The 22,787-nt window shown below is 47.1% G+C and carries 13 protein-coding genes; 10 read left to right on the top strand and 3 right to left on the bottom strand.

Annotated elements, in window-relative coordinates; translation table 11 throughout:
* Positions 1 to 21 precede the first annotated feature (21 nt).
* From H5647_RS00750 to H5647_RS00720, 7 genes are all read left to right on the top strand, one after another.
* On the top strand, positions 22 to 534 hold the full coding sequence (locus H5647_RS00750) for a hypothetical protein (RefSeq protein WP_045855617.1): 513 nt from the start codon (positions 22 to 24) through the stop codon (positions 532 to 534).
* 69 nt (positions 535 to 603) lie between these two features.
* Positions 604 to 2,541 (top strand): DUF6519 domain-containing protein, encoded by a 1,938-nt coding sequence (locus tag H5647_RS00745; protein WP_045855616.1) that lies wholly within the window; start codon positions 604 to 606, stop codon positions 2,539 to 2,541.
* An 84-nt stretch (positions 2,542 to 2,625) separates the two neighbouring features.
* On the top strand, positions 2,626 to 5,409 hold the full coding sequence (locus H5647_RS00740; RefSeq protein WP_162926254.1) for a vWA domain-containing protein: 2,784 nt from the start codon (positions 2,626 to 2,628) through the stop codon (positions 5,407 to 5,409).
* 11 nt (positions 5,410 to 5,420) lie between these two features.
* Positions 5,421 to 6,041 (top strand): hypothetical protein, encoded by a 621-nt coding sequence (locus H5647_RS00735; RefSeq protein WP_045855614.1) that lies wholly within the window; start codon positions 5,421 to 5,423, stop codon positions 6,039 to 6,041.
* A gap of 57 nt (positions 6,042 to 6,098) precedes the next feature.
* Positions 6,099 to 6,539 (top strand): hypothetical protein, encoded by a 441-nt coding sequence (locus H5647_RS00730; RefSeq protein ID WP_045855613.1) that lies wholly within the window; start codon positions 6,099 to 6,101, stop codon positions 6,537 to 6,539.
* A 165-nt stretch (positions 6,540 to 6,704) separates the two neighbouring features.
* Complete coding sequence (locus H5647_RS00725) at positions 6,705 to 8,444, top strand: eCIS core domain-containing protein (RefSeq protein ID WP_045855612.1); 1,740 nt, start codon at positions 6,705 to 6,707, stop codon at positions 8,442 to 8,444.
* Between the two features lie 13 nt (positions 8,445 to 8,457).
* A complete protein-coding gene (locus H5647_RS00720; protein ID WP_045855611.1) occupies positions 8,458 to 13,248 on the top strand; it encodes an eCIS core domain-containing protein in 4,791 nt (1,596 codons plus the stop codon).
* A 78-nt stretch (positions 13,249 to 13,326) separates the two neighbouring features.
* Here H5647_RS00720 and H5647_RS00715 read toward each other — a convergent pair whose 3' ends face one another.
* The 3 genes from H5647_RS00715 to H5647_RS00705 all read right to left on the bottom strand — a co-directional run bounded on the left by H5647_RS00715 (position 13,327) and on the right by H5647_RS00705 (position 16,813).
* Positions 13,327 to 14,142 carry a mechanosensitive ion channel family protein gene (locus tag H5647_RS00715; RefSeq protein ID WP_052691778.1) on the bottom strand — a complete coding sequence of 272 codons (816 nt, stop codon included), beginning with the start codon at positions 14,140 to 14,142 and terminating at the stop codon, positions 13,327 to 13,329.
* Positions 14,143 to 14,654: 512 nt separating this feature from the next.
* The gene (locus H5647_RS00710; RefSeq protein WP_082086911.1) at positions 14,655 to 15,863 is read right to left on the bottom strand and encodes an RtcB family protein; all 1,209 of its coding nucleotides are present in this window, start codon (positions 15,861 to 15,863) and stop codon (positions 14,655 to 14,657) included.
* Positions 15,864 to 16,273: 410 nt separating this feature from the next.
* A complete protein-coding gene (locus tag H5647_RS00705; protein ID WP_045855609.1) occupies positions 16,274 to 16,813 on the bottom strand; it encodes an NUDIX domain-containing protein in 540 nt (179 codons plus the stop codon).
* Positions 16,814 to 17,522: 709 nt separating this feature from the next.
* On the opposite strand from H5647_RS00705, the gene H5647_RS00700 reads away from it, so the two are divergent.
* The 3 genes from H5647_RS00700 to H5647_RS00690 all read left to right on the top strand — a co-directional run bounded on the left by H5647_RS00700 (position 17,523) and on the right by H5647_RS00690 (position 22,699).
* Positions 17,523 to 18,602: a matrixin family metalloprotease gene (locus H5647_RS00700; protein ID WP_045855608.1), complete on the top strand. Its 1,080-nt coding sequence runs from the start codon at positions 17,523 to 17,525 to the stop codon at positions 18,600 to 18,602.
* 70 nt (positions 18,603 to 18,672) lie between these two features.
* Positions 18,673 to 19,737 (top strand): hypothetical protein, encoded by a 1,065-nt coding sequence (locus H5647_RS00695; RefSeq protein ID WP_045855607.1) that lies wholly within the window; start codon positions 18,673 to 18,675, stop codon positions 19,735 to 19,737.
* Positions 19,738 to 20,119: 382 nt separating this feature from the next.
* The gene (locus tag H5647_RS00690) at positions 20,120 to 22,699 is read left to right on the top strand and encodes a beta-glucosidase (RefSeq protein ID WP_082086910.1); all 2,580 of its coding nucleotides are present in this window, start codon (positions 20,120 to 20,122) and stop codon (positions 22,697 to 22,699) included.
* The last annotated feature ends 88 nt before the right edge of the window (positions 22,700 to 22,787 follow it).

Here is a 22,787-nt window from a genome sequence, read left to right as displayed (position 1 = left end):
ATGTTAAAGAGGATGCATTAAATGCAATTATCGCCCGATGGAAAATACTGGGATCAAGTGCGCAAGCGCGACGGAAAACTACACGAGTTTGGTTGGCGATCGAATATTGTCGTGGACCAATGTCGAGAGTTAATTGCAGGGTTTATGTTGGGCGGCACCTCTACCGGTATTCAACAGTTACGATTAGGGCGGGGTGAGAGCCATTGGGATAACAACCCACCGCCAGCTCCCGTTGCGGCCACCACAATGCTTACCGATACCACGCCAACAATTATTAGCGGGTCGGCGCTCAATCTGCAATTTCTAGATGCTGTAGGCAACGAAACAACAACGCCCACGCACCGCATTCAAGTGGCAGTAACGCTAGATTCAGACACGCTTTCCATTAGTGGTAGTGAGCGTTATCCATTAAGAGAGTTCGCGTTATTTGGTCAGTTTGACGGCGAAGATTACATGATTGACTACGTTCGGCACCCAGTAATGAGCTTATCGGTTGGCGACACTCTTATCCGAAAAATACGATTGGTGTTTTGATGGACATTCATTTTTTCAACGTTGGTTTAAACTTATTTTCCGCAGCACGGCAAGGCAAGGACACTAATCATGGGTGACTTTTCACGAGATACGTTTCAACTTACGAACGTTCTGTATGAATATTTACGCGGTGAAACCGTGCTGCAGCCGCGACACTACACCGGCGTTCGTCTTCAACAAGGCGTGCCGCTGTTAGATGCCGACTGGAACGACGCTGACGATATTCGTCGTTATGAAGTTGAATTACTGTTACGCGACATTATTGGCAACGGTGTTCCAGGTATGGGGGCGGGCTTCGCAATAGAGCCTATAGAAGACGACAATAATTTTTCTATACAACCCGGTATGCTCGTGGTGGATGGGTGGCAGGTGATAAATCCTGGCGTTATCTTATACCGCGACTTGCCGCGTTTGAGTGGTGAAGAAAGTGATTTAGTGACGCCGCCCGTCAACCGTTTTGATATCGTTTATTTAGATGTCTTCGAACAAGAAGTGTCAGCTTCTGGCAGCCTTAATAATGACGAACGACTCGTTAATCAACACATTGGATTAGAAACAACCTCTCGGCAAGAACGCCGTTGGACTGTGCGCGTTGCAGAAAGCGTTAGCCAATTTGATACGCTTAGCGTGGCCGAGACGGGCCACAAATATTATCCTCTGGCACGTTTACACCGTAGTAGTAATCCCCGCATTGAACATTCAATGATTGAGGATTTACGCCGCCTCGGCCTTACCTTATCGGACAGTGTAAAAGCGCCCCTATACGCCCGACGAGGCGACGAGAGTTTATCGGCAGAGCGATTTTCGCAAATGCTAAAAGACCTCCGAAAAGCCCTACAATATTGGCAGCAAAACGAACTTTTTCCAATTGTTTTGGGTGGTACTGAATCGTGGTTGTCGTATCAGAATGTTGCCAACGAAATTTATTATTTAACCACGGCCGCCGAAGTGAATAGCGATACGCGTAATTTTGATAATCAAGATGCGTTAACGGTACTACAAAAATTAGTGGATGCGCAGCACGCACTGCTCGACGTTATTACAACCTTCGGCACAGGTGTTCCGTCTGAGATGAGTGTGGTCACTACCTACGCGGTTTATCTAAACGGTAACGGTGGCGGTATTTCGGGTATTCAACCGGCTATCGATTTAAACGATGTGTTGTCGGCCGTTATAGCACAGGAAGAATTAATTGAATTTTTAGGTTTGACCACCGGAGACCTACCGCAAGGTAGCGTTAGCGTTATGTTGGCGACGGTGAACATAGCAACCGACGTGTCGACAGACGAGTTTCAAATAGGCTATACGGTTACGAGCAATTTATTAATTCCCGCCGATGCCCCCGAGCTATTTGATATAGCGCCAATATCCAGTGATAGCCGCTGGAATATTTCGTTGAGTGCCACGCAGTTGAATTTATTACCGGGCGAAAGTGCGCAGGTTACGCTTACGGTCGACCCTAACGATGCACTTACAGCCGGTGATTTTTCGGACATTAATATAGTCGCGCGTTCACGTAGGCGTGCCAGCATACAGTCGGCACAACCTGCGCAACGATTTACCATTGGTGGTCAGCCTCCCACAGAAAACTTTTTGTTCTATAGCGGAGGTGTAGAACTGCAGGGCGACACGCTTGTTCTCACGCGAGCCGATGTGGAATTTAGTACGTTCGAGGTGGCTTTCACATTGGTGAATAGCAGTAGTGGAATAGAAACACATCGTTTCGACTTAGAGTACCACCTTGAATGGCCTGTTAGTCTGCCCGATGAGGTTGATCCGAATGATTGGCTGCCCGGTGGAAGCGTACAAATGAATAATCAAAATGTTACCGGTAACGATGCGCTTGTGACATTTCCGATTGAAGCATTAGCGCCGTTAGGCGGTATCGCCGGTGATATTACCTTTACGCTTATGGCTGCAGCAACACTTACTGCTATCGATGCGGTTAGTGTTCCCAACGGCAAGCAAACGTTAATTGAATTACCGGTTCGAGTGACAGCCGTCTAGGCGTTATCGTATACGCGCATGGTGTGTTTCTACGTAAAAAGTTTTAGCAATTCTCAAAAAATAAAAGAATGGGGAGAACAGTTTATGAAGCGATTACTACGCTACCGGTGCCTAGCGGGCACACTACTCGGATTGTCGACACTCGCGCTTGCGTCTACCGATGGAACGGACCCAGCGGTAAATCATACTGTTAGTCGTTCGGTCAGTGCGGTATTTACCGCAGACGGAGTCAATACACTCAACGAATACAATGATGCTGATCATATGGTGGAAGCCTTAGGTTCCGATTACCTAGAGGCAAAAGTGTATTCGAAGCGCTACTTCGACGCGGCAACGGGCAACGAAGAACTCCGTGTTTATTTCTCGGTGCACGATATTGACGCGAACGCGGATGATCGTATTAGCTTTTATTTCGATCGCCTTCACAATCACGGTACCGCCAATGCCGATGAGGCACAGGAAGATACGGCCTTGCGAATAACCCGCGCAGATTGTGTCGCGCTAGCGTGCAACTTTACGCGTATTAATCGTTCCGGCGGTGTTTTTGCCGGTGCTGGTAGCCCACTAGCGTTATCAAACGCACATATTATTGCGGCGAACCCCGGTGAATATGCTGGAGCGGAAGTAGGGTTTCAGTTGGGTTGGTCGGGTGAATTTGTGTTAACGCCAGCCGACTTTGGCTGGAGCTACTTTCCCCAAACGCTTGGGCTTTTGGTGGAAGCTCGCTCGGAAAATGCCAATGCTATTTCTAGCAGTAACCCGTTGCCGGGTGCGCCTGCAACGTCGACGGCTACGTACCCACTAAACGGTGCGAATACTGTGAGCGCTAATGCGCCACTTATGTGGGGCAATATGCATATGCGTTACCCTATCGATTACGCCGTAATCATGGATAATTCGGGCAGTATGTTGCAAACCGATGGTGGTGTTGATAATCGGTGGGTGCAAGCGAAACGTGCGGCAGACCTTTTTGTTACGACACTGGGCTTGTTTAAAACCGATATGCTAGATGACCAAGTGAGCATTTCGCAATATTCGTGGTCGTGCAGCGACGAGACGGTGAGTGGCAATACAACGGGCGCGGTGTCCGGGTTGGGGGGCAAGTTGTCGCCAGGCGATGTACCGCCACCACCCACAAGCGGTTCGTACACTGACGCGAACGCCGCTAATCCGGGCAGTAATAATTGTACGCCCATTAAAGCCGGTATCGAATTTGCGCTAGAAGACCAATTAGGTATTGCGGGTGCCTCACCAAACGATAAGCGTGATCGTATTGCAATATTACTGAGCGATGGTTTACACAATCAGCCTAATAGCGATGTGCCTTTCGATCCGAATACTGATTTTTCGGTGGATGAGAAAAACTTTACTCAAATTCGAACCGTTGCCTTGGGTAATGATGGCGTTGCGGATACAGCCTTACTTGCCGATATTTCTACGGCATTTAATGGCGGTGCCGCTTATAGTCACGAAGCAAGGTTTAACCAAACCAATTCCTTTTCCGATTTATTAATGGCGTATTTAGAAACCCTGCAAGCGCCATTGACGATTAATCAAGTACCTAAAATCGGGGCCAATTATAATCCTGGCGCGCCCGACAAATTGGTGTTTATTGGCGTATGGGATACGCCCGCCAATGCCACGGATCTCACGCTCGAGCTTAATGGTAACCCCGCAAGCGCCGCCGATTACGATTCGCTGGCTAGCTACGTGAATACTGATATTGGTTATGCAGCGCTGGTATTGAATAACCCAGCGGAAAATGGTGTCTGGCAATTGGTATCGTCTGGTGCATTACAAGACAACGAATTTGTATTAGCGGACTTACGTATCTTGGCGAGATTTTTAACACAACAGAAAAAATATTTTGCCGGTGACGATATTCTATTGCAAGTGAGTTTGCTTGATAACGGTGAGCCAATATTGGGTGCAAACGTATCGGTAGAAGCGGCAGTGCCTGGGGAAGGTTTAGGTAACTATCTGAGTACTGTTGGGGATAACTGTGAGGCAACTACGCCGAATATTCCGAGCTTCGCCAATGGCGATGATAATAGCCAATTCTTGGCGAGCGTGAAAAAACATAATCAATCGTGGACTCGCCGCATATCCCAAGCGGTCGCCGCTCAATCGGGTTCTGCAGCAGAGCCGAAAGTTGGGCGCTTTGCGTTATCGTCCTATCATTTTGGGCGTTGTCAAAAAGAGGGGCTTACGCGTAATGCTCTACCGGGAATGCCGCTGGTAGACGATGGGACACAGGGCGATAAAATAGCGGGTGACGGTATTTACAGCCTTGCGTTTAATAATACGGGGTTAGAAGGTAGTTACAATTTTCGCTACTTTGCACTGGGCACCACAACCGATGGCGTGGAGTTTGGTCGCATGCGCGTTAGCTCCCAGTATGTTGGTGTTGCGCCAACCGCTGGCGATACACCCTTTCAAATAATGGTAGGCCCAATGCTTGCCGATAGAGCCAGCCAGCTGCTCTATTTTCTGCCGAAAGATTCACAGGGCAACTATGTGGGCCCTGGGCTTGCACATACCTTTGCGGTAGAGGTTGAGGGCGGTTATCCCTATGGCGAGTTGTTAGACCTTAATAATGGGTATTATTTACAGATTGCCACCTATGCGCCTAACGCGCAGCCACCGGTGGTGAGTATTTCCACGAATAATGGTTTCGATTTAACCGTAGGCAACGGTCACACTGCGGGCACAGGCAACCCCGATTGCGAGACGAACGCTTCGGGCGTAGCACAAGCTGACGAGCACACTCCCTTAGTTAAACAGCTTTGGGCCATTATTGTTGCGCTCGTAGTGCTGTGCTTAATCTTGCTTATGTTGTTAATCTTTTGCCGTTTACGTAAACGTTAAGAGCCTTTCTTATGCTTACTCACAACTTCTATCGTTATTTGGCAATGTGTATAAAAGGCGATGCCTCGGAACAGGCATCGTTAAGTATGGCTATTGGAACGGGTTCGCCAACATGGGATTTAAATCCTCCGTTATTACGGCGCTCGATCGCCACGTTGACGACCGAGGTGGCAAGAAAACCAATCGTACAATCCGATATTCAGTATTTATCCAAACCGGGTGAGGTCAGCGTAGAGGCAACGGCACTTATCGCCGTGGCGAGTAACTTCTTGGCTGGTGAAGGTGTGGGCAGTATTCGTGAGTGCGGCATTTATAGTGGCGTGGGGGAATATGCACGTTTAATTGCGTATTTTGTTCACCCGCCTTTAGAAAAACGTGCGTCGTCTAGATTGAAGCGTAATGTGCAGTTAACATTAACGCCGGATCGAGTGATTGCACAAGAAATACCAACGCGTTATTTGGGTAATTCGAACAGCGAGGAATTTCACGATCTGGAAAACGAAAAAAACACATGTCAGCTCGATAATCTTCGAGTTGATAGACGGTATTATTTTGAATCTATAGAGGCGGCGCTAGCGCTGGGCTACGATTATTGCGGCCATTGTTTCGAGAAAGGCCTGTCGCAGCGCTAACCTCCTAGCGTGCCGTTTGTCGTAACGTTGGCGCCTAGAATTAAAAGGAAAAATTTAATGGGTGAAGAAGTATTAGTCAAATCTGTATCGGCCACTTTGGCACCGGTCGATAAAAAATTGAGTATAACGGTGGCCTCTCATAGCCTTGCTTTGGCGCCATCCGGGCCAACATTAACGGTCGGTGGTAAAGAAGTGCTAGTTGAATCGGATATCGAAGCATCATTTGCGACTTATGTTGCGGCCTACACAACGGCTATTCACGATACGCCCGGCTCACTGAAGTTTGCGATGCTTAACAGTGTGGACGGCCTATCGACCGTGACAACTAAAAAAGGCAACCCTGTTGCTTTAAAAGGAACCACCGGCACTATTTCGGTGAGCCTAGTATCGCCGGCCATTAATTCTAAACCACCAACACCGGTACCCGACGCAACGCCAATGTACGAGATTGATTTTTCGTTTAGCGACGCTGCGCAAACGCTAGTTAAATCGAGTTAATCGGCGGGGGGTATACCATGCTAAGACGAACGCCTAGTATTACCCCATACGCCTCTTCAGCCAATAAAGGATCGATAGCACCACAGCATTTCTCGTCTTTTCTTAACCCTAAACCCACGACAAAACGCTCCGGTCAAAAAAAACCATTTACTTATTCAGCGCGCAATGGGAAACAGTGCGGTGCGGTCGACGCCGGTATTGCCTTGCCTTCAACCGGCATTAAAAATAGGCGGTTCTAACGATCGTTTTGAGCAGGAAGCCGATCGTGTGGCGGCACGTATTATGTCAAGCGCGAATGATAACCGTGCTAAACAAGAATCGAGGCCGCGTCAATGGCATCCTCGCTCAGCGGCATCGTCCGAATCTCATGCACGCGTACAACGCCAATGTGCAAGCTGTAAGCAAGAAGACGACAAAACTCTTCAGCGAAAAATTTCGCCTACTGTACCTTCTGGTGGCGGAGCGCCTTACGCTAGGCCGGCTGCATTGCCAACGGGCGTGACGGCTCAAGGCCAACCATTAGAGCAAGGCGCAAAACATTTTTTTGAATCTCGTTTTGGTACAGATTTTTCACACGTGCGCATACACTCAAATCCAGCGGCGAATGCGTTAAGCCAGCATTATTCTGCGCGGGCCTTTACCTACGGGCGCGATATTGTGTTTTCGTCAGGTGAATATAATCCGCGCAGTGTAACGGGCAGGCACTTACTCGCGCACGAGCTTACACATGTCTTGCAACAAACGGGGGGGCCATCGTCGGTGGGTATTTCACCCGTGGGTTCTCAATACGTACAGCGCGTACCGGGAGTTGATGCGCCTGATAGTTGGAACGCCGTTGTGGCGCCCATACAGTGGCCTACCAATGCGGGGCGAAACCGTGTTGCGCAGGAGGCAAAGTCGCGCATGTTGCGTACGACCTCAGGCCAGAATTTGATTAATGCACTATGGCGGTTGTTTTGTCGTGGGCGGCGACACTGTCGTTCACAGATTCATGTTGTATTTACCGATACCCTTCCAGCACACCGTTCTGATGCATCAGGTTTTTTCGAGCCCAATCGCCCGAACCAGCCTCGCTATAACGTATGGGTTAGAACCCTTGCACCACGCAACCCTAATAACCGTGGAATTATCCTTGGGGGAGCTTGGCCTTCGAGACGAAATCCGCTTTTGCATTTTTCCCATACCGATCCTGAATCGGCTATGGCCTCTACGCTCTACCACGAATGTCTGCATGTGTGGTTTATTCATGCCGGCCGACAGGATATTGGGTTTTCAACGGGGCACGGGGATGTTGAGCTAGCGGAGATAGAGCCGCAATTTCTAGACGGCTTGCGTACCTTCACTGCGGAAATCGACGAGTTGGAGCGACGTATTCGTCAGCGAGCTGCACGGCAAAATAGGCCTGTACGGCGCGCGTTTCCCAAACCGTCTGGTGAGCCGGTACCGGTTCCCCCGCCTAAACAAACGTCGCCTAATGTGAATGGCTTGGTTGAGCTACGAGGTGGGTCTAGCCATGCTAGTGGCTCATCTGGCGGTACAGGAATGCTCGGTGCTGATGTGATTTTAGGCCGCCTTCATGGTTTACGGTTGGGTGTGCGAGGCCTTTACCTCACCCCAGACCGATTGTTATTGGGCGGCGCGATGGGTCTGCGAGCATTGGAAGACGGTATAAATGTAAATAACCCACTTTTCTTTGATATAGAAGCCGGTGTGTTAGCCGAAGTACCTACCGCCGATACCGCGAACCTCCGCAACCGTTATCGTGCCTTAGGGGCGATCGGTATTGGCCAAGAAATGGGCGCTACGGGCACCCGATTTTTCTGGCGAGTAGGGGGCTACGTAATCATATCGGATGAAGGGATTCGGTCGGGTGGGCCAACGGGCGGCGTGGGGCTAAGGTTCTAAATGGAATTTTTATATGACGTTTGATACAAAATCCAGCGCTAACAAAAATACGCGTAGCCACGGGCATAGTAAAGCGCCGGCAATACCCAAACAACCGGCGGTACAGGCTGTTGGTGCCACTGTTTGTCCTCGCCACCTTGGGAATAATCTACTGCAGAAAAAGCTAAGTGTTGGTGCGAGTAACGATGCCTTCGAGCAAGAGGCAGATCGCGTGGCCGATAAGATCACTAATAGTGAGAGCCTAAGTTCTGAATCTACGCCAATGATTACGCCTGTTAGCCCCGCAAGTAATCTTATTAATCGAAAATGTGCGAGCTGCGAACAGCAGCATCGTCGAGAAGAAGAACGTGAGGGCGGCGTTGTTCAGCGGGAACCCGAACACAGCGCTACTGTGCCAGAACTAACACCGGCTATACAGTCTACGGTGGAAGGTTTGCAAGGCCGTGGCGAACCCCTTTCAGCCGCGTTAAAGCATTATTTCGAACCGCGTTTTGGTTACGATTTTAGCTCGGTTCGCGTACACAATGGTGGCGCCGCGAGTGATTCCGCCAGAAGTCTGCAGGCAAAAGCGTATACTCATAATAACAATATTGTTTTTGGCGCAGGCCACTATGCGCCTCAAACTCGCGCGGGAAAGCATTTAGTCGCACATGAACTCACGCACGTTGTGCAGCAACAAAGCGGCAGAATACAGCGTAAAATTCAACGCGAAAAAGACCCCGATGCGGCACAACGGTCGGTGCTATCGCAAGAATTAATTCCAACGGCTACCATCGATATTTCACTTGAAGGGGTCTATTTTAATATGACCTCACAAGCCGTTTTTCAAGTAGGGCCGAAAACGATCCAGTTAATTCGAATTGCGTTGAAAACGCTTATTAAAGAGCAATATACCGATGCGTTAGCCTCAGAGCTAACAACGCTTATTGAAAAATCCAAGAAGAAATACGCTCGTTACGGTCATTTTAAAGATAGCCGAGAAGCCTATGCAAACGAAAAAATTAAAAGCTTCGGTTTTGCAATAGATCCTTTCTTACTGATAAAACGCTTTATTGAAAGTAAAAAACTAAAATTATACTTCGATGACTCTCAGTTCGCGAGCTTGTCCTCGGCTTATGCTAATAAGCATTTGTGGGCCGACATGCGGCGATTATCTAAATCTGAAAAGATGCGGTTGCCACGCTGGTATAGTTTTCATTTTTTTACCCAACAAATGAAAACGAGAAAAACAGAACTCGATAAATACCGAGATTACTTGTTGGAATATGAAAGCACAAAAGACGATAGTGTAAAATACAATGGCCTTGAAATGGCCAATACTATATTTTATGAAGTCTATGATGATATCGCTTTTTTGGAGGCTATTCGAAAAGACGTAGTGCTGTACAAAAATCCGATTACGCAAGGTGCGTATCAGGCTGTTTGGGGGTTGACGGAAAAACTACGAAAAAAGAACAAGCCCGCCAGAGGGTTGCGTAGCATTAATAATGCTATGGCACTATTAAACTTTGCGGCCAAAAACTATCGTTTAAAACTGAACTCAGAAACTCAGCGCGATGCACGGGTCGAGTTGCTCTCAAAGTTTGTCATGGAAAATGGTATTCCTGAAGAGAATATTACGGTGCTCCCCCCTTATCCCTCGTATATTGCGTCTGCGGATATCAATAAAGATAACACCACCATTACAACTGCAACGAATACGTTTCGGATGGGGTTGAAAACGCATCATGTCCACGGCAATGATTTGCTACACGGCGCCTCTATTGCAATGGCTCGACATATCGCGTACTCGTGGGATGTCGTACCGTTACCCGATTCCCTAACGTTCATGCGTGATAAAACCGCAATACCCCCAGTTGAACTTGCAAAAGAAGCGGATCAATTTGTAAAAAATTCACCGCAAAACCTTAAAACGCCCATTAAAACGTTTAAAACCGATGGCAGTGCGAACCAATCCATCGCCATGAAGCATCTTGGTATTGGCGAGTATCTACTCGTTGGCAGAGCGGCACCACATTACAAACAAGATATGAATTGGGTGCAGCACGCCAGCGCAGCGGGGCATCCATTCTTTGTGTACGATGCCAGCACGCTTGCGCATAACACGGCGTTTACCGAATGGGATCAATTAGCGAGCCTGAAAGCTAAGCAGGCGAAAGCAACAGACGATAAAAAGAAGGGTTACCAAGATGATATTGACCGTTTAGAGCAGCGAGAATCGAGTGGTTTATTGTCGTTAACCCAAAAGGATATAGAAGATACCACTAAGCTGATGACAACAGCCAAAAAGCTTCGACAATTTATTGTAGATGATAGGGCCAAGAAACTCTCGTCGAGCGGTGACGCTTCAACAGATCCGTTTATTATTCGATTAAAAAATCACGATAGGGCACAGTACGATGTGTACAACCTTATTCGTGAAATGTATAGCCCACGGCAATACAGCGATCTAACGGCAATAGATGAATATGTGAGTGTGCTGCAAAAACAAAACAAACAACTGACGCGATTAGGCATTAGAGTTGGTGATGCACAAAGTCGGTTCAAACCGGGTTATCCCGCGTTGCGTGTTGTGGCGGCGCTGGTTAAAAAGGATGACGGCAACGTAGTGCCGTTAATGTTGGTTGCGGGCTATCACCCCGATGCGGATCCGGAAAATGGCAATCACAAAATGAAGCTTGTAGATGTCACCTTCGATGCGCCCAAAAAGGGCGACATGATTTACGTTGGCGGAACCTCTTCTACACAGCAAGATGCGGTGCAATCTGCGTTTGTGAAATTTGGTGAAGATAATAAATACGGTAACGGAAAAATTGTATATCGATTACCGCAAACGTCTATACGCGGTACGAGCAACTCAGTTACTACATTCTTCGAGTATTTAGAATATGCGTTGGCGGCTTTAGGCATCATTATGCTTGTGGCCGGAACCATTGCCACTGCCGGCGCACTGAGCCCAGCTGCGGCCGCCGTGGTAATGGCGTTAGGGGTTTCGTTGGCCGTGATTAGTGCGGCCATGTCGATACGCAATATGAATAATCGTAAGGAAAAAGGCACGCTTGAGTTGGATACTGAAACGGCGCTGGATATTATTAATATCATCGGCGCTGTTGTAGTTGTTGTGGGTACGCTCACGAAGGTAACGCTGGCAGCGCGTACCGCAACATTATCGCGCATGCTGACTGTTCAGCGCCTTGATCGATTAATCGCTATTTATGATGTGACAGAACTAGGCGCTAATATTTATTTACTCAATGCGAAAGTAAAAGAAGATATTGATGCGATAAAAAAATTGAGACTGCCCAAAGATCAAGAGGCGAACATGATAGCGAGCGTGACCTATTCCGCTATTCAGCAGGGCGCCATGATGGGAATCTCGGCCTACAGCACCCTTAGACAAATTCCAGATGTCTATCAAAAGCGAGTGGAGGGCAGTGCGTATCAATCTTGGTTAGAAAAAGGTTGGATAAAAATGGGTAGCGATAACAATGTCGAGATAACAAACGCTGCACCGCCTTTTCTACGTAAAAATAAGCCCAATGTGGGTACGGCTCCAGCGAAAGATCAACAAGGCGTTGTGGCAAAAATGGCGGTTAAATCGGAGCCGCTAACACAGATAAAAACCGTGGATAAAGAGCATACTTTAACGTTAACCGAACGTGGCAGGATTATCCGATGTTCAGATCTATGCCAAGATCTACGCGCGAAATACCAGCGCGTAGTGGATGCCGACCCAGACCTCCATCAACAGTTATTAAAAATAGAAGCAAAAGCGTTAGAAGCCTCGAGTAAAGGTAACAAAGTTCTGGCGGCAGAAGCGCTCGCCGAGGCGCGTTCGTTAGAAAGCGTACTAAAGGCGGCACAGGTTAAGGCCACGGCCGCAACGCCTACCCCCACTCCGGCACGCCCCCGAACACGAGCACGTACGGCACCGGCAGCAACCCCAACGCGATCACCTATTGCGCTTCACACGCCGGATGAATTACGCTTGATAACTCAAGGTCGTACGCTTGGCATGCTGGACACTGAAGTCGATCGATTTATCGAAATGTTTCGCCGCTTACGAATGCCCGTCGATGAAATGTCACGCCAAATGGATCAGTGGGCGTCGACATTACGTTCGTACCCTAACGCAAAGTTTCGCTTAGCGCCCGACTTTATATTGGACCCAGCCTCGCGCGCAAGATTGCCCGATTTCGATCAGCGTATAGCGGGTACGGGAGGCATAGAAAGCATCGTAGTGCGAGACGCGCCTAACGAAGGGGGTATAGCGATTACTATCGCAGGGATTATTTTCCCGCGTAGATTAGCGCGCAAATCCAAAGATGTAACCGCGACACGCCGACGCGCCCCCGAATTTAATAGCAGCGGTAATCTTTTTTCAGTTAAAGAAGCGGGATTAAATCGTCAATGGCAACGCTTGCATTTGTGGGGGCCGGGGTTCGGCGACGAAGCCGCAGCCGGTATGATGTGGGGGCCGCGTAAAATAAACCTTGTTTGGCAAAATGATAGTGTTGAAAGCTATATTCGACAGCTCGCAACCATTACGGATTCTATTGGAGGCCGCACACGCGTTAAAGCGACGGCTATATCGTGGGAAAACCCAACCCCCAGTGGTTGGCGTGCGCCGCAAGGCGACAATTTTCTTAAACGTGTCCAATATGAGATTACACTCGAACGCCCCGGACAACCTAACACAACCATTCGTGTAACAATCGATGTAGCGGAGCCACCCAATCCCGACATAAAAAGTTTTGGAATCGACCCTGCTCATGCCGTGAATTTAGGTGATTTACTCGATTGATACCGTAAAAAACTACTGAATGGAGTTTTGAAGCATTTTTGCAGTTTGCAAGTTGATGGCTATACCCTCGATAAATAGTTATAGCATGCGTACTTCGGCTTGAGGGAAAGGGATGTTAATGTCGGCCTCGTGTAGTGAGGTGAAAATATTACGGTTAACCTGATATTGAACGTTGAATAACGAGGCCGTTGGTACCTTGTAACGAATACCAATATTAACGCTACTGTCTCCAAAATTTTCTATGCCTACTATTGGGGGCGTGGTAGAGCTGAAACCTTCGCTCTCATTAATCGCCTGCGTAATCACGCGAACAGCGTCGTCCATATTACTGCTATAAGCAACACCTATCGACATTTCAACTAATGATTCTTGTTTAGAGTTATGTAAAATTTCGCCAATAATATGTTTGTTTGGGATGGTAATGGTGACGTGGTCTTCGTTAATAAGCAGGGTATGGCCAAGATTAACTTCTGTTACAACACCACTAACACCGCAAATGGAAATGGTATCGCCAACTACGAAAGGTCTACCTATAATTATATTAACGCCAGCGCCGTAGTTCGAAATTAGCCCCTGTGCTGCCAAGCTTACACCAAAGGTTAGTGCGCCGACCGCGGCCACAAAAGGGGTAACACTAATGCCGAGTTTCCCGAGAACAATGATGATAACCATCACCAGTGAAATCATTTTTACGGTGCTGCCAATAAAACGGCTTAGGGTAATATCAACTCCACGAGATTCCGCAAATCGTTGCACCGCTTTACCTATTTTTCCGGCGATAAACAAACCCAGCAGAAAGACTAAAATGGCCCCTACGAGCTGGAAGCTATAATCGACTAAAAATTTAGTGATAAGTTGGTATATAGCATTGATTTGTTGCAGCTCGGTTTCCATATTTCGCTCCATTGTCTACCGTCCGGATATTGTTAGGTGTAGTCAGTATTATTGTCAAAAAAAGCTACGATAAAGGGCGGGTTCGCCACCGTAGAGTATAAGGATACCTATCCACGGCATAAATAGGAAACGTACAACAGGTTTTATAGCCTAAAGGGCGGGATAGTTACCATCGTGCATAAGCCAAGCCGATTAACGGATGGTTGTGCAGGGTGCTGCAATAGCAAGCGGCGTACTAGAGGTTTAATAGGTGTGTACTAGAGGGATTGTAGTAATAGGGGTAGTAGAGGGGTAGCGTAAAGCGCTGTACGCTATAAATTAAATGGCTTATAGAGAAGAAGAGCGGCCAAGCCACTCACTCGATTTTTGGCGAGTTTCGTGTTTGGCCGCAGCGCGTTTACCGCTTTTGGATTTTCTGTGTACGCCACCTTTTTTCAGTATGGGGTGGCAGGCGTGTAAATTTCGGGGTTTGTTTAATTTGGCCATCTTAGCGCCTTTTGTTTGTTGATTATTTATCCCTTAATGCAGAGCACTTGTTTTAGGGTATGTACTACGTCTACTAGATCACGTTGGTTTGACATCACCTCATCTATGTCTTTATACGCGGCGGGTATTTCGTCGATTACTTTCTTATCTTTTCGGCATTCTACTCCGAGTGTTTGCGCTAATAGATCCTCCTTCTTAAATCGTCTTCTGGCCTCAGTTCGGCTCATGCGTCGGCCAGCACCGTGCGAGCAAGAACAAAAGGAATCGGTATTACCTTTACCGCGTACAATATAGGATTTGGCCCCCATACTACCGGGTATTATGCCGAGTTTTCCTTCTGCTGCATGAATTGCACCTTTACGCGTGACGTAAACATCGGCGCCAAAGTGGTGCTCTTTGCTTACGTAATTATGGTGGCAATTAATGGCTTTTTTTTCTAACACGAACGGTGGTACTAACGGCGATATTGCAGCCAGTACGAGTTTTAGCATTTCCTCTCTATTCAGGCGGGCATAGTCCTGCGCGAAATTAACCGCGTTTACATAGTCGTTAAAATGCGGGCTACCTTCTTGAAAATAAGCGAGATCCTTGTCGGGCAGGTTGTGCAAGTGACCCTGCATATCTTTTTTGGCTAACTGAATAAAATGACGCCCGATACTATTGCCAATGCCTCGGCTACCGGAGTGCAGCATTAGCCAAACTTGTTTCGATTCGTCAATGCACATCTCTATAAAATGATTGCCTCCGCCTAATGTAGCCATTTGTTTGGCCCATAGTTGGTGCGCGTTCTTTTGCAATTTTAATAATTCAGGATGTTTTTCAAAAAGTGTATTGACTGAGTTCTCAATTTTTTTACAGGCGCTCGCGCGGATGCTTATTGTTTTGTGCGCCCCTAAGCCAACCGGTATAGCACGTTCTATGGCAGCACGAATAGCCGAAAGTGAATCCGGTAATTGTGCAGAACGAAGGGACAGTTTAACGGCAATCATGCCGCAACCAATGTCCACACCCACAGCGGCCGGAATAATGGCGTTTAACGTTGGTATTACAGAGCCAACAGTTGCCCCAACGCCTGCATGCACGTCGGGCATCGCGGCAATATGTGAATGTATGATGGGCAGTTGAGCGATGTTTTTTAGCTGCGTCATCGCTAGGTTATCGATATCTCGGGTATATATTTTGACGGGTTTAATACCGTTTTTTGCTTTTTTATTGAGTTCAATTTTAATGGGCATTATGAATCCTTCTGCCTAAATAAGGCGCACAGTATTACCTGCCGAATTAAGGCGTTTATATGTTTTTCCTTCCAGTATTGCGCAGTAATTTCGGAGAATTTAAAGGGTTGTTTTTAACAACCTAAAAATATAAAAAAACCCTGACAAGTTTCCCTGTCAGGGTTTTAAAAACTGACGTGGAAGGTGTGTTAATAACCTCCCAGTTTAAGCACTCGAAGGGTTTAAAGTTGGTGTCCGTAAAAAATGGTCATAAGTGAGTGCTCCTGTGTTGTGTTGAAGTTGGGCGCATTTTACACAATGCATATGGCCTGTCAACGTACAATTAATAGTAGTAGCGCTTGTTTGTGTTACATGAGAGCTTATGGTGTTCCTCTCGTTAACGCCCTACCATCAACAATAAAATACTGCTATTAAATGGCGCCTTTTAGTTTTGCAAGATTATAGGCATTTACGGTAGTAGCATCTTTAATCTTTCCGCTTAGAATCATTTGCTCAAATTCTTCGATAGTCACTTTTTTTGAGACAAGGCCTTCTTCCTCGGCTTCTAGCGCTTGCTCGCCTCGTACGAGGTCTTTTGCGAGATAGATATGATAGCCCTGATTTGAATATCCGTAGGCGAGATATTGATGGCCAATGTACTGCATGTTGCGTGATAGCAACCCGGTTTCTTCTTGTAGTTCGCCCGCGGCTAACAGCGCTGGATCGGCCTTGGGGTTTTCCTCCCATGATCCTTGGGGTAATTCCCAAAATCTCGCTTTTACGGGGTATCGGTACTGTTCAACAATATGAATATAATCGTTATCGACGGGAATAATAACGACAAAATCAGTTTTTTCTACGACACCAAAAATACCCTGATGACCGCTAGACCGTTGAATGCAATCTTCCCGAACGGTCATCCATTTGTTGCGGTATACCACGGTGCTGTTGAGCGTTTCAATCTCCTTCATTTTTTATCCTTTGGTTACTTGGCGTGTTGATGAAAGACAATAGGCTACTTCTTAGAGTGTTGTGCGCCTTTATGGATAAGTCAATGCATAACCGAAGGGTGCAGTTTTTTACTCCACGCATTACGGCTCTCTTTATGCGCGCCAATGCGGTGATTCCCAATCCATAACAATGATAATGGATAGCCCGCTAGTGATAGAGCACGGCATTAATTGGGTGGGGGAGCGGGAGGGATTGAACGTAATACCGTCTTAATCCCTCTCCCTTGTCACGTTAGGTGTATATGCCATTGGCTCTGCAGTTGGAATAGAACCCTGCCATTGTCAGTACAGCGGCCCAAAGTTCCGAACCCGATTCATCCCTTTGTACCGCAATGCGTTTTCACAATGAAATGGGCACGGTAATGTCTGCCTCGTTTGCAGCACGTGAATAGCGCGACGGTTCAAGTGTATTGAGTGGCTGGTTTACCTTGTTTAAATTGTTTCTGCTAAAAATTTATTATTTTTTTATTAATAGGCTACCGTAGTAATGTTGCATTTTTATAGATAAATATTGATTTTTTGTAAGAAATGCGGGGCTAGATATAAATATAATATTTATATCTTATAAATGCTTCATGCGTCTCACAAATTTGTTTTCTTAATAGTATGAATAATATAATTCATATACGATTCTGCCTAATTTTGTTAACACGTTAAATTAAGGTGGTTTATGAAAAAGTATCTTTTACCTTCCGTTGTTTCGTTAGCGCTGATTAGTCCGTTTTCCTTCGCGTACGAGACTTTTGAGTGTTCACCGGGTGTGGAGTGGAAGTGGGGCACTAATGCCGTAACGATTAGCGCGCAAGACGTAGAATTCGATAGCGGTAGTACTTGGGGTAATGCCCTGGGTAAAGCCGTTGATATCGCCAATAGAAACCCAAGCCCACTTCGCTATTCGTTAAGTTATGGTGATACGAGCATGTCATTTAATAACAATCAAAGTGAAGTTTGGTGGTCGAGCGTCATGACAAATCCTGGCTTTATCGCCGAGGCTTGGTTCTGGGGTGATTCCAGTACGTGTGAAATTGATGAAGCGGATATGCGCTATTTGAATACGGTTGACTACACCGCATCTAATTCAAAGGCTCACAATCTCGCTTATGGCGGCAGTAAAGAAAATTTCCAGTTGATTGCATTGCACGAGATTGGGCACACCATGGGGCTTGATCACACCACGAGCGTTGCTAGCATTATGGGTGGCGGAACTTATACCACAACTAATGGTAGCCTGGTTTACCCTGGTCTTGGTGAAGATGCCTCTACCGCGCTATACGATATGTACGGTGCGAACAGCGGTAATATTGAAGATCTTGCTGTAAATCATTGGAGACACACGGGATCAAGTGGTGGCTATGCTACCCACGGTCGAACCCGTTTATTTACAACGGGCGGTTCTGTTGTGGCCTCTACTTGGGTTGATGATGAACCTATTTACGATGTGCAGCCTGGATCAACGTATAAAGTAGAATTTAGTTTTGAAAATAATGGTGAGAACGCGCAGTATATAGATGCAGGGTTTTATATCTCGACCAACGCGTTTATTTCCACAAGCGACCGCTTGATTCGAACTAAGCCTATGGTGCTTGTACGTAACGCGTCACCTTCACTTCGTCAATCAACTATTACCATTCCTTCGGATTTAACGGTAAATGAAGATTACTACCTTGGTGTAAGAATCGATGATGGCAATATTCTTTCTGAAGAGTCAGAAACGAACAATGCAACTTACGTAGGTATCCGAACTTACTAAAGGGTTGTTTAAGGTATGAATACATGGGCTCTTTAGGGCCCATGTTTACTATTATAGACGAGATGTATTTATGAGTTTTTTTAGAAAAATTTGTTTGATAGTGTTGATTCCCGCGATTTTTCTGAAAGCCGCAAGCGGAGTGGCGGCTGTTCGATCCCAGCAGCACAAAGAGCAGGCACAGTACGACTTAGATGGTCTGTCGAAAGAGTCGGAATTAGTGTTCTCAGGCGAAGTTATCAATGTGGAATACAAAAAATCGCTGCCGACCGATAGCTCAGGCGGCATCCCGCATACATTTGTGACTTATCGCGTCGATAATATCCTTAAAGGTTCTACTGCGGAAAACACCGTTACGCTACGTTTTGTTGGCGGACCATCAGATGAAACAAAATTTTTAATGTTGCCCCACCTGCCGCTATTCGACAAGGGCGAAAGTGATTTGCTTTTTGTTGCGGGTAATACTGAATATGGTTGTCCCCTCGCTGGGTGTAGCACTGGGCGCTTAAGGTTGGTTGATGGCTTAACCTATAATGAGCGAGGCCAAATGCTCATGCAAACAGAAGATGGGATTATCGAAGCGGGTAAGGGCTACAATCTTGAAGAAGTGATGTCTCATGAAATGTCCGGCACAATTAAATTTAGACGCACAGAAAGCGAGTACGCTCATGAAGACGCGGTTAGCGAAGATGTGTTGAACCCCGTTGACGGTATTCCGCTTGATTCTGTTACGTTGGTGATGGAGGTGCAAGACTCAATTACCCGAGCCCATACAGAAGAAGAACTCGCGGCTGTTAAGCCCTTTGTGAATGCCAATATCGCAGACGATATCCTATTTGATTTGGGGCAGCCCGCTAAAGCGCCCGTAGACGCCGCCAGCATGGATAGTCAATTACAAGATGAGCTAGACGAGCAAGCTGAAGCAAAAGCCCAGATGAAACGCAACCAATCAGCAACGCCCCGCGCAGCGGTAAATACGGCGTATGCGCAGACAGAGGGCGCCATTAACTTTTCGGCTCAGGTCTCCTCTAGCGGCGAAGCCAAAGAGCGGATGAATGCATGGGCTATGTTAGGGCTAGCGTTAGTATTGGCCATTATTGCTTTACTTGTTTACGGTGTTTTTTATCGAAAGCGGTAACTAATGCGCGGTCGTTTATCGATTAGCCAATTGTTCCATCATGACAATAAGTGTTTTTACTCTCATTATCGTTTGCCAGCGCCGGAATTAATGGGGTAGGCAAGAGAGAAGAACGCTATTGTCACGGTACTCCATACCGCGTGGCTACCCATAGTTTTTCCCTACAGCGTTATAATGCCATAAGGCGTTGTTCGTTATTCTTACTTAAGCCCCTCTAAACGTAATCGCTAAACCGCAATTGTCTCTACCTGTTTGAGTGGATGCCGTTGCCGTAAAGCTGACATGCGTACTGCTATAGTTATTTTTTTACGCCCCTCAGTGTTGGTTGCTGTCGATATAATAAGAACCATCGGCGCCATATCATTACGACAAAGGATCTCCCATGAAAACGTTTTCCTTCCTATTGGTTGGTTGTATTGTATTGACTACTTTTACAGGTTGTTCTCCTATTTCCATGACTTTATCGAAACCATTAAGCACCTCTCAATTGGCTGTAATGCCGAGCAGTGTTAGCAAAACGACCCCTGCCGCCATTGAGCAAGAGGTAGAGCGGTTACTAGCAGCGCTAACTTTAAGCGAAAAAATCTCCTTACTTCATGCGAATAGTAAATTCACGGTGGCAGGGGTAGAACGTTTAGGTATTGAAGAAATGCACTTAAGCGACGGCCCTCATGGTGTTCGCCATGAAATTTCTCGGCACAGTTGGGCACCGGCTGATTGGGATACCGATTACGCAACCTATCTCCCACCATTAACGGCTATAGCGGCGAGTTGGGATCCGGCTATGGCAACGCTACACGGCACCGTATTAGGGCGTGAAGCGCGACATAGGAATAAAGACATTATTCTGGGGCCGGGTGTTAATTTGGCGAGATTGCCCACCTATGGGCGTAATTTTGAATACTTTGGTGAAGACCCTTTTCTGGCCGCGCAACTAGTCGTACCAGAAATTCTCGCGATTCAACAACACGATGTAGCGGCCTGCGTTAAACATTATGCGCTAAACACTCAAGAACTTAATCGGTGGGGCGTTGATGCGCAACCAGACGAACGTACATTAAGGGAAGTGTATTTACCCGCCTTTGAGGCTGCGGTAAAAGAGGGCGGCGTTTATTCCGTAATGGGTGCTTACAATAAAGTGTACGGCACCAATGCTAATCAAAGCGCCCACTTGGTGAATGGAATTTTAAAACAAGATTGGGGGTTTGATGGCGTATTACTAACCGACTGGCATGTAGATATTAATACAGTCGATGCGGCAATGAATGGCCTCGACCTAGAAATGGGAACGCTCGTAGAGGACTATGACGATTATTATTTTGCGGCCCCTCTTTTGGCCAAGGTGCAGGAGGGCGAAATTCCTGAGGCCATAATCGACGAGAAAGTCCGACGTATACTACGCTTGCAGTTGCGCGTAGGCATGATGGACCCGCTGCGGCAAGAAGGGCTACGGAATACTGAAGAACACCATAGGGCGGCACGCACATTGGCAGAGCAAGGCATAGTCTTGCTAAAGAACGATCAGCAATTATTGCCCCTTCAAAAAGACACCTTAAAAAATGTTCTTGTTATGGGGCCCAACGCCAATCTACCCCATGGCCGTGGTGGCGGCTCTTCTCAGGTAAAATCAAATTACGAGATTACACCCCTCCAGGGATTGCAAACGCTATTGGGCGATGACGTTAATATTGTTTATTTACGAGCAGGCACTGGCGACACACTGCAACCTATTCCAGCCGATTACATCTCGACACGTCATGGCGGGTCGGGCACACCCGTGTGGCGCGTAATTTCGTTTGAAGATGCTGAACGGCAGCAACCGTTGAATGTGACTGAGTGGCCACAATCTAGTAAGCGTTGGGCGCACAATACCGACACCCAATATTTAACGCTTGAAGCTACACTTGTGCCCATAGAAAGTGGTGAGCATATCGTAAAGTTTCACGGTAGTGGGCATGCGCAGTTACACGTGGATGGAGAGTCGGTGGCAAGTTGGCATACAGACGGCCAAAAAGTGTTATCGCAAACGCTTAATTTAACCGCAGGGCAAGCGTATACCTTCCAGTTGCAGTACGACGGCAATACTTATTTTACGCTAGGTTGGGACGCGCCCGGCATACAGGTTGTGAGCGAAGCCGTGTATACCGAGGCGGCAAAAAAGGCTGATTTAGTGTTGTATTTTGGTGGCCTTAGTCACAGCGACGATAGAGAAGGGCACGACCGAGAAAGCATGCGCCTACCGGGCAATCAAGACGAGGTTATTACGGCGCTCCATCGTGCAAATGCGACTACCACGGTATTTATTATCGCCGGTTCAGCGGTAGAAATGCCGTGGGCCAATGACATAAGTACGTTGGTTTGGGGCTGGTATGGCGGAATGGAAGCCGGCCATGCTTATGCGCGTATGCTAACGGGGGCTGTAAACCCAGCAGGAAAAATGCCGATAACGTTACCAAAACAATACGCCGATACAGCACCGATAAAACTCGACGACTACAATGACAATACCGCACTGTATAAAGAAGGTGTTTTTATTGGCTACCGTTGGTTTGAGGCGCAGAGTATTGAGGTGCAGTTTCCATTTGGGCACGGCCTTTCTTACACGCAATTCGACATCGATAATTTATCAGTGCCTAAAGTCGTAGACGCAAATGCAGAAAAAACGGTTATCAGCGTCACCCTTAAAAATACAGGCAAACGAACGGGTGCCGAAGTAGTACAACTGTATCTGGGGGATGCGGTCGCTAGCGTTGCGCGCCCGATAAAAGAATTAAAAGGCTTTAAAAAAGTTACACTCGCGCCGGGGGAATCACAAACGGTAATGTTTGAATTGAAGCCTCGCGATTTTGCTTTTTGGGATATTCAAACCAACGGTTGGTTAGTTGAACAGGGCAACTTTAATATTTATGTTGGTGTCTCAAGCGAGGACATTCGAGCGCAAGGCGTATTACATCATCAATAATAAAACGTTGTAGGCGAGCGCCCTCCGCTAGCGTTAGCGTGATGAGTTAAAATATGCTGTGAACGCTTAACGCTGCAAAAAACCTTCA

Source organism: Teredinibacter purpureus, assembly GCF_014217335.1.
In the GTDB taxonomy this organism is placed as follows: domain Bacteria; phylum Pseudomonadota; class Gammaproteobacteria; order Pseudomonadales; family Cellvibrionaceae; genus Teredinibacter; species Teredinibacter purpureus.
Note: the sequence above shows the minus strand (reverse complement) of the source record. Positions and strands in the feature narration are given on the sequence as shown.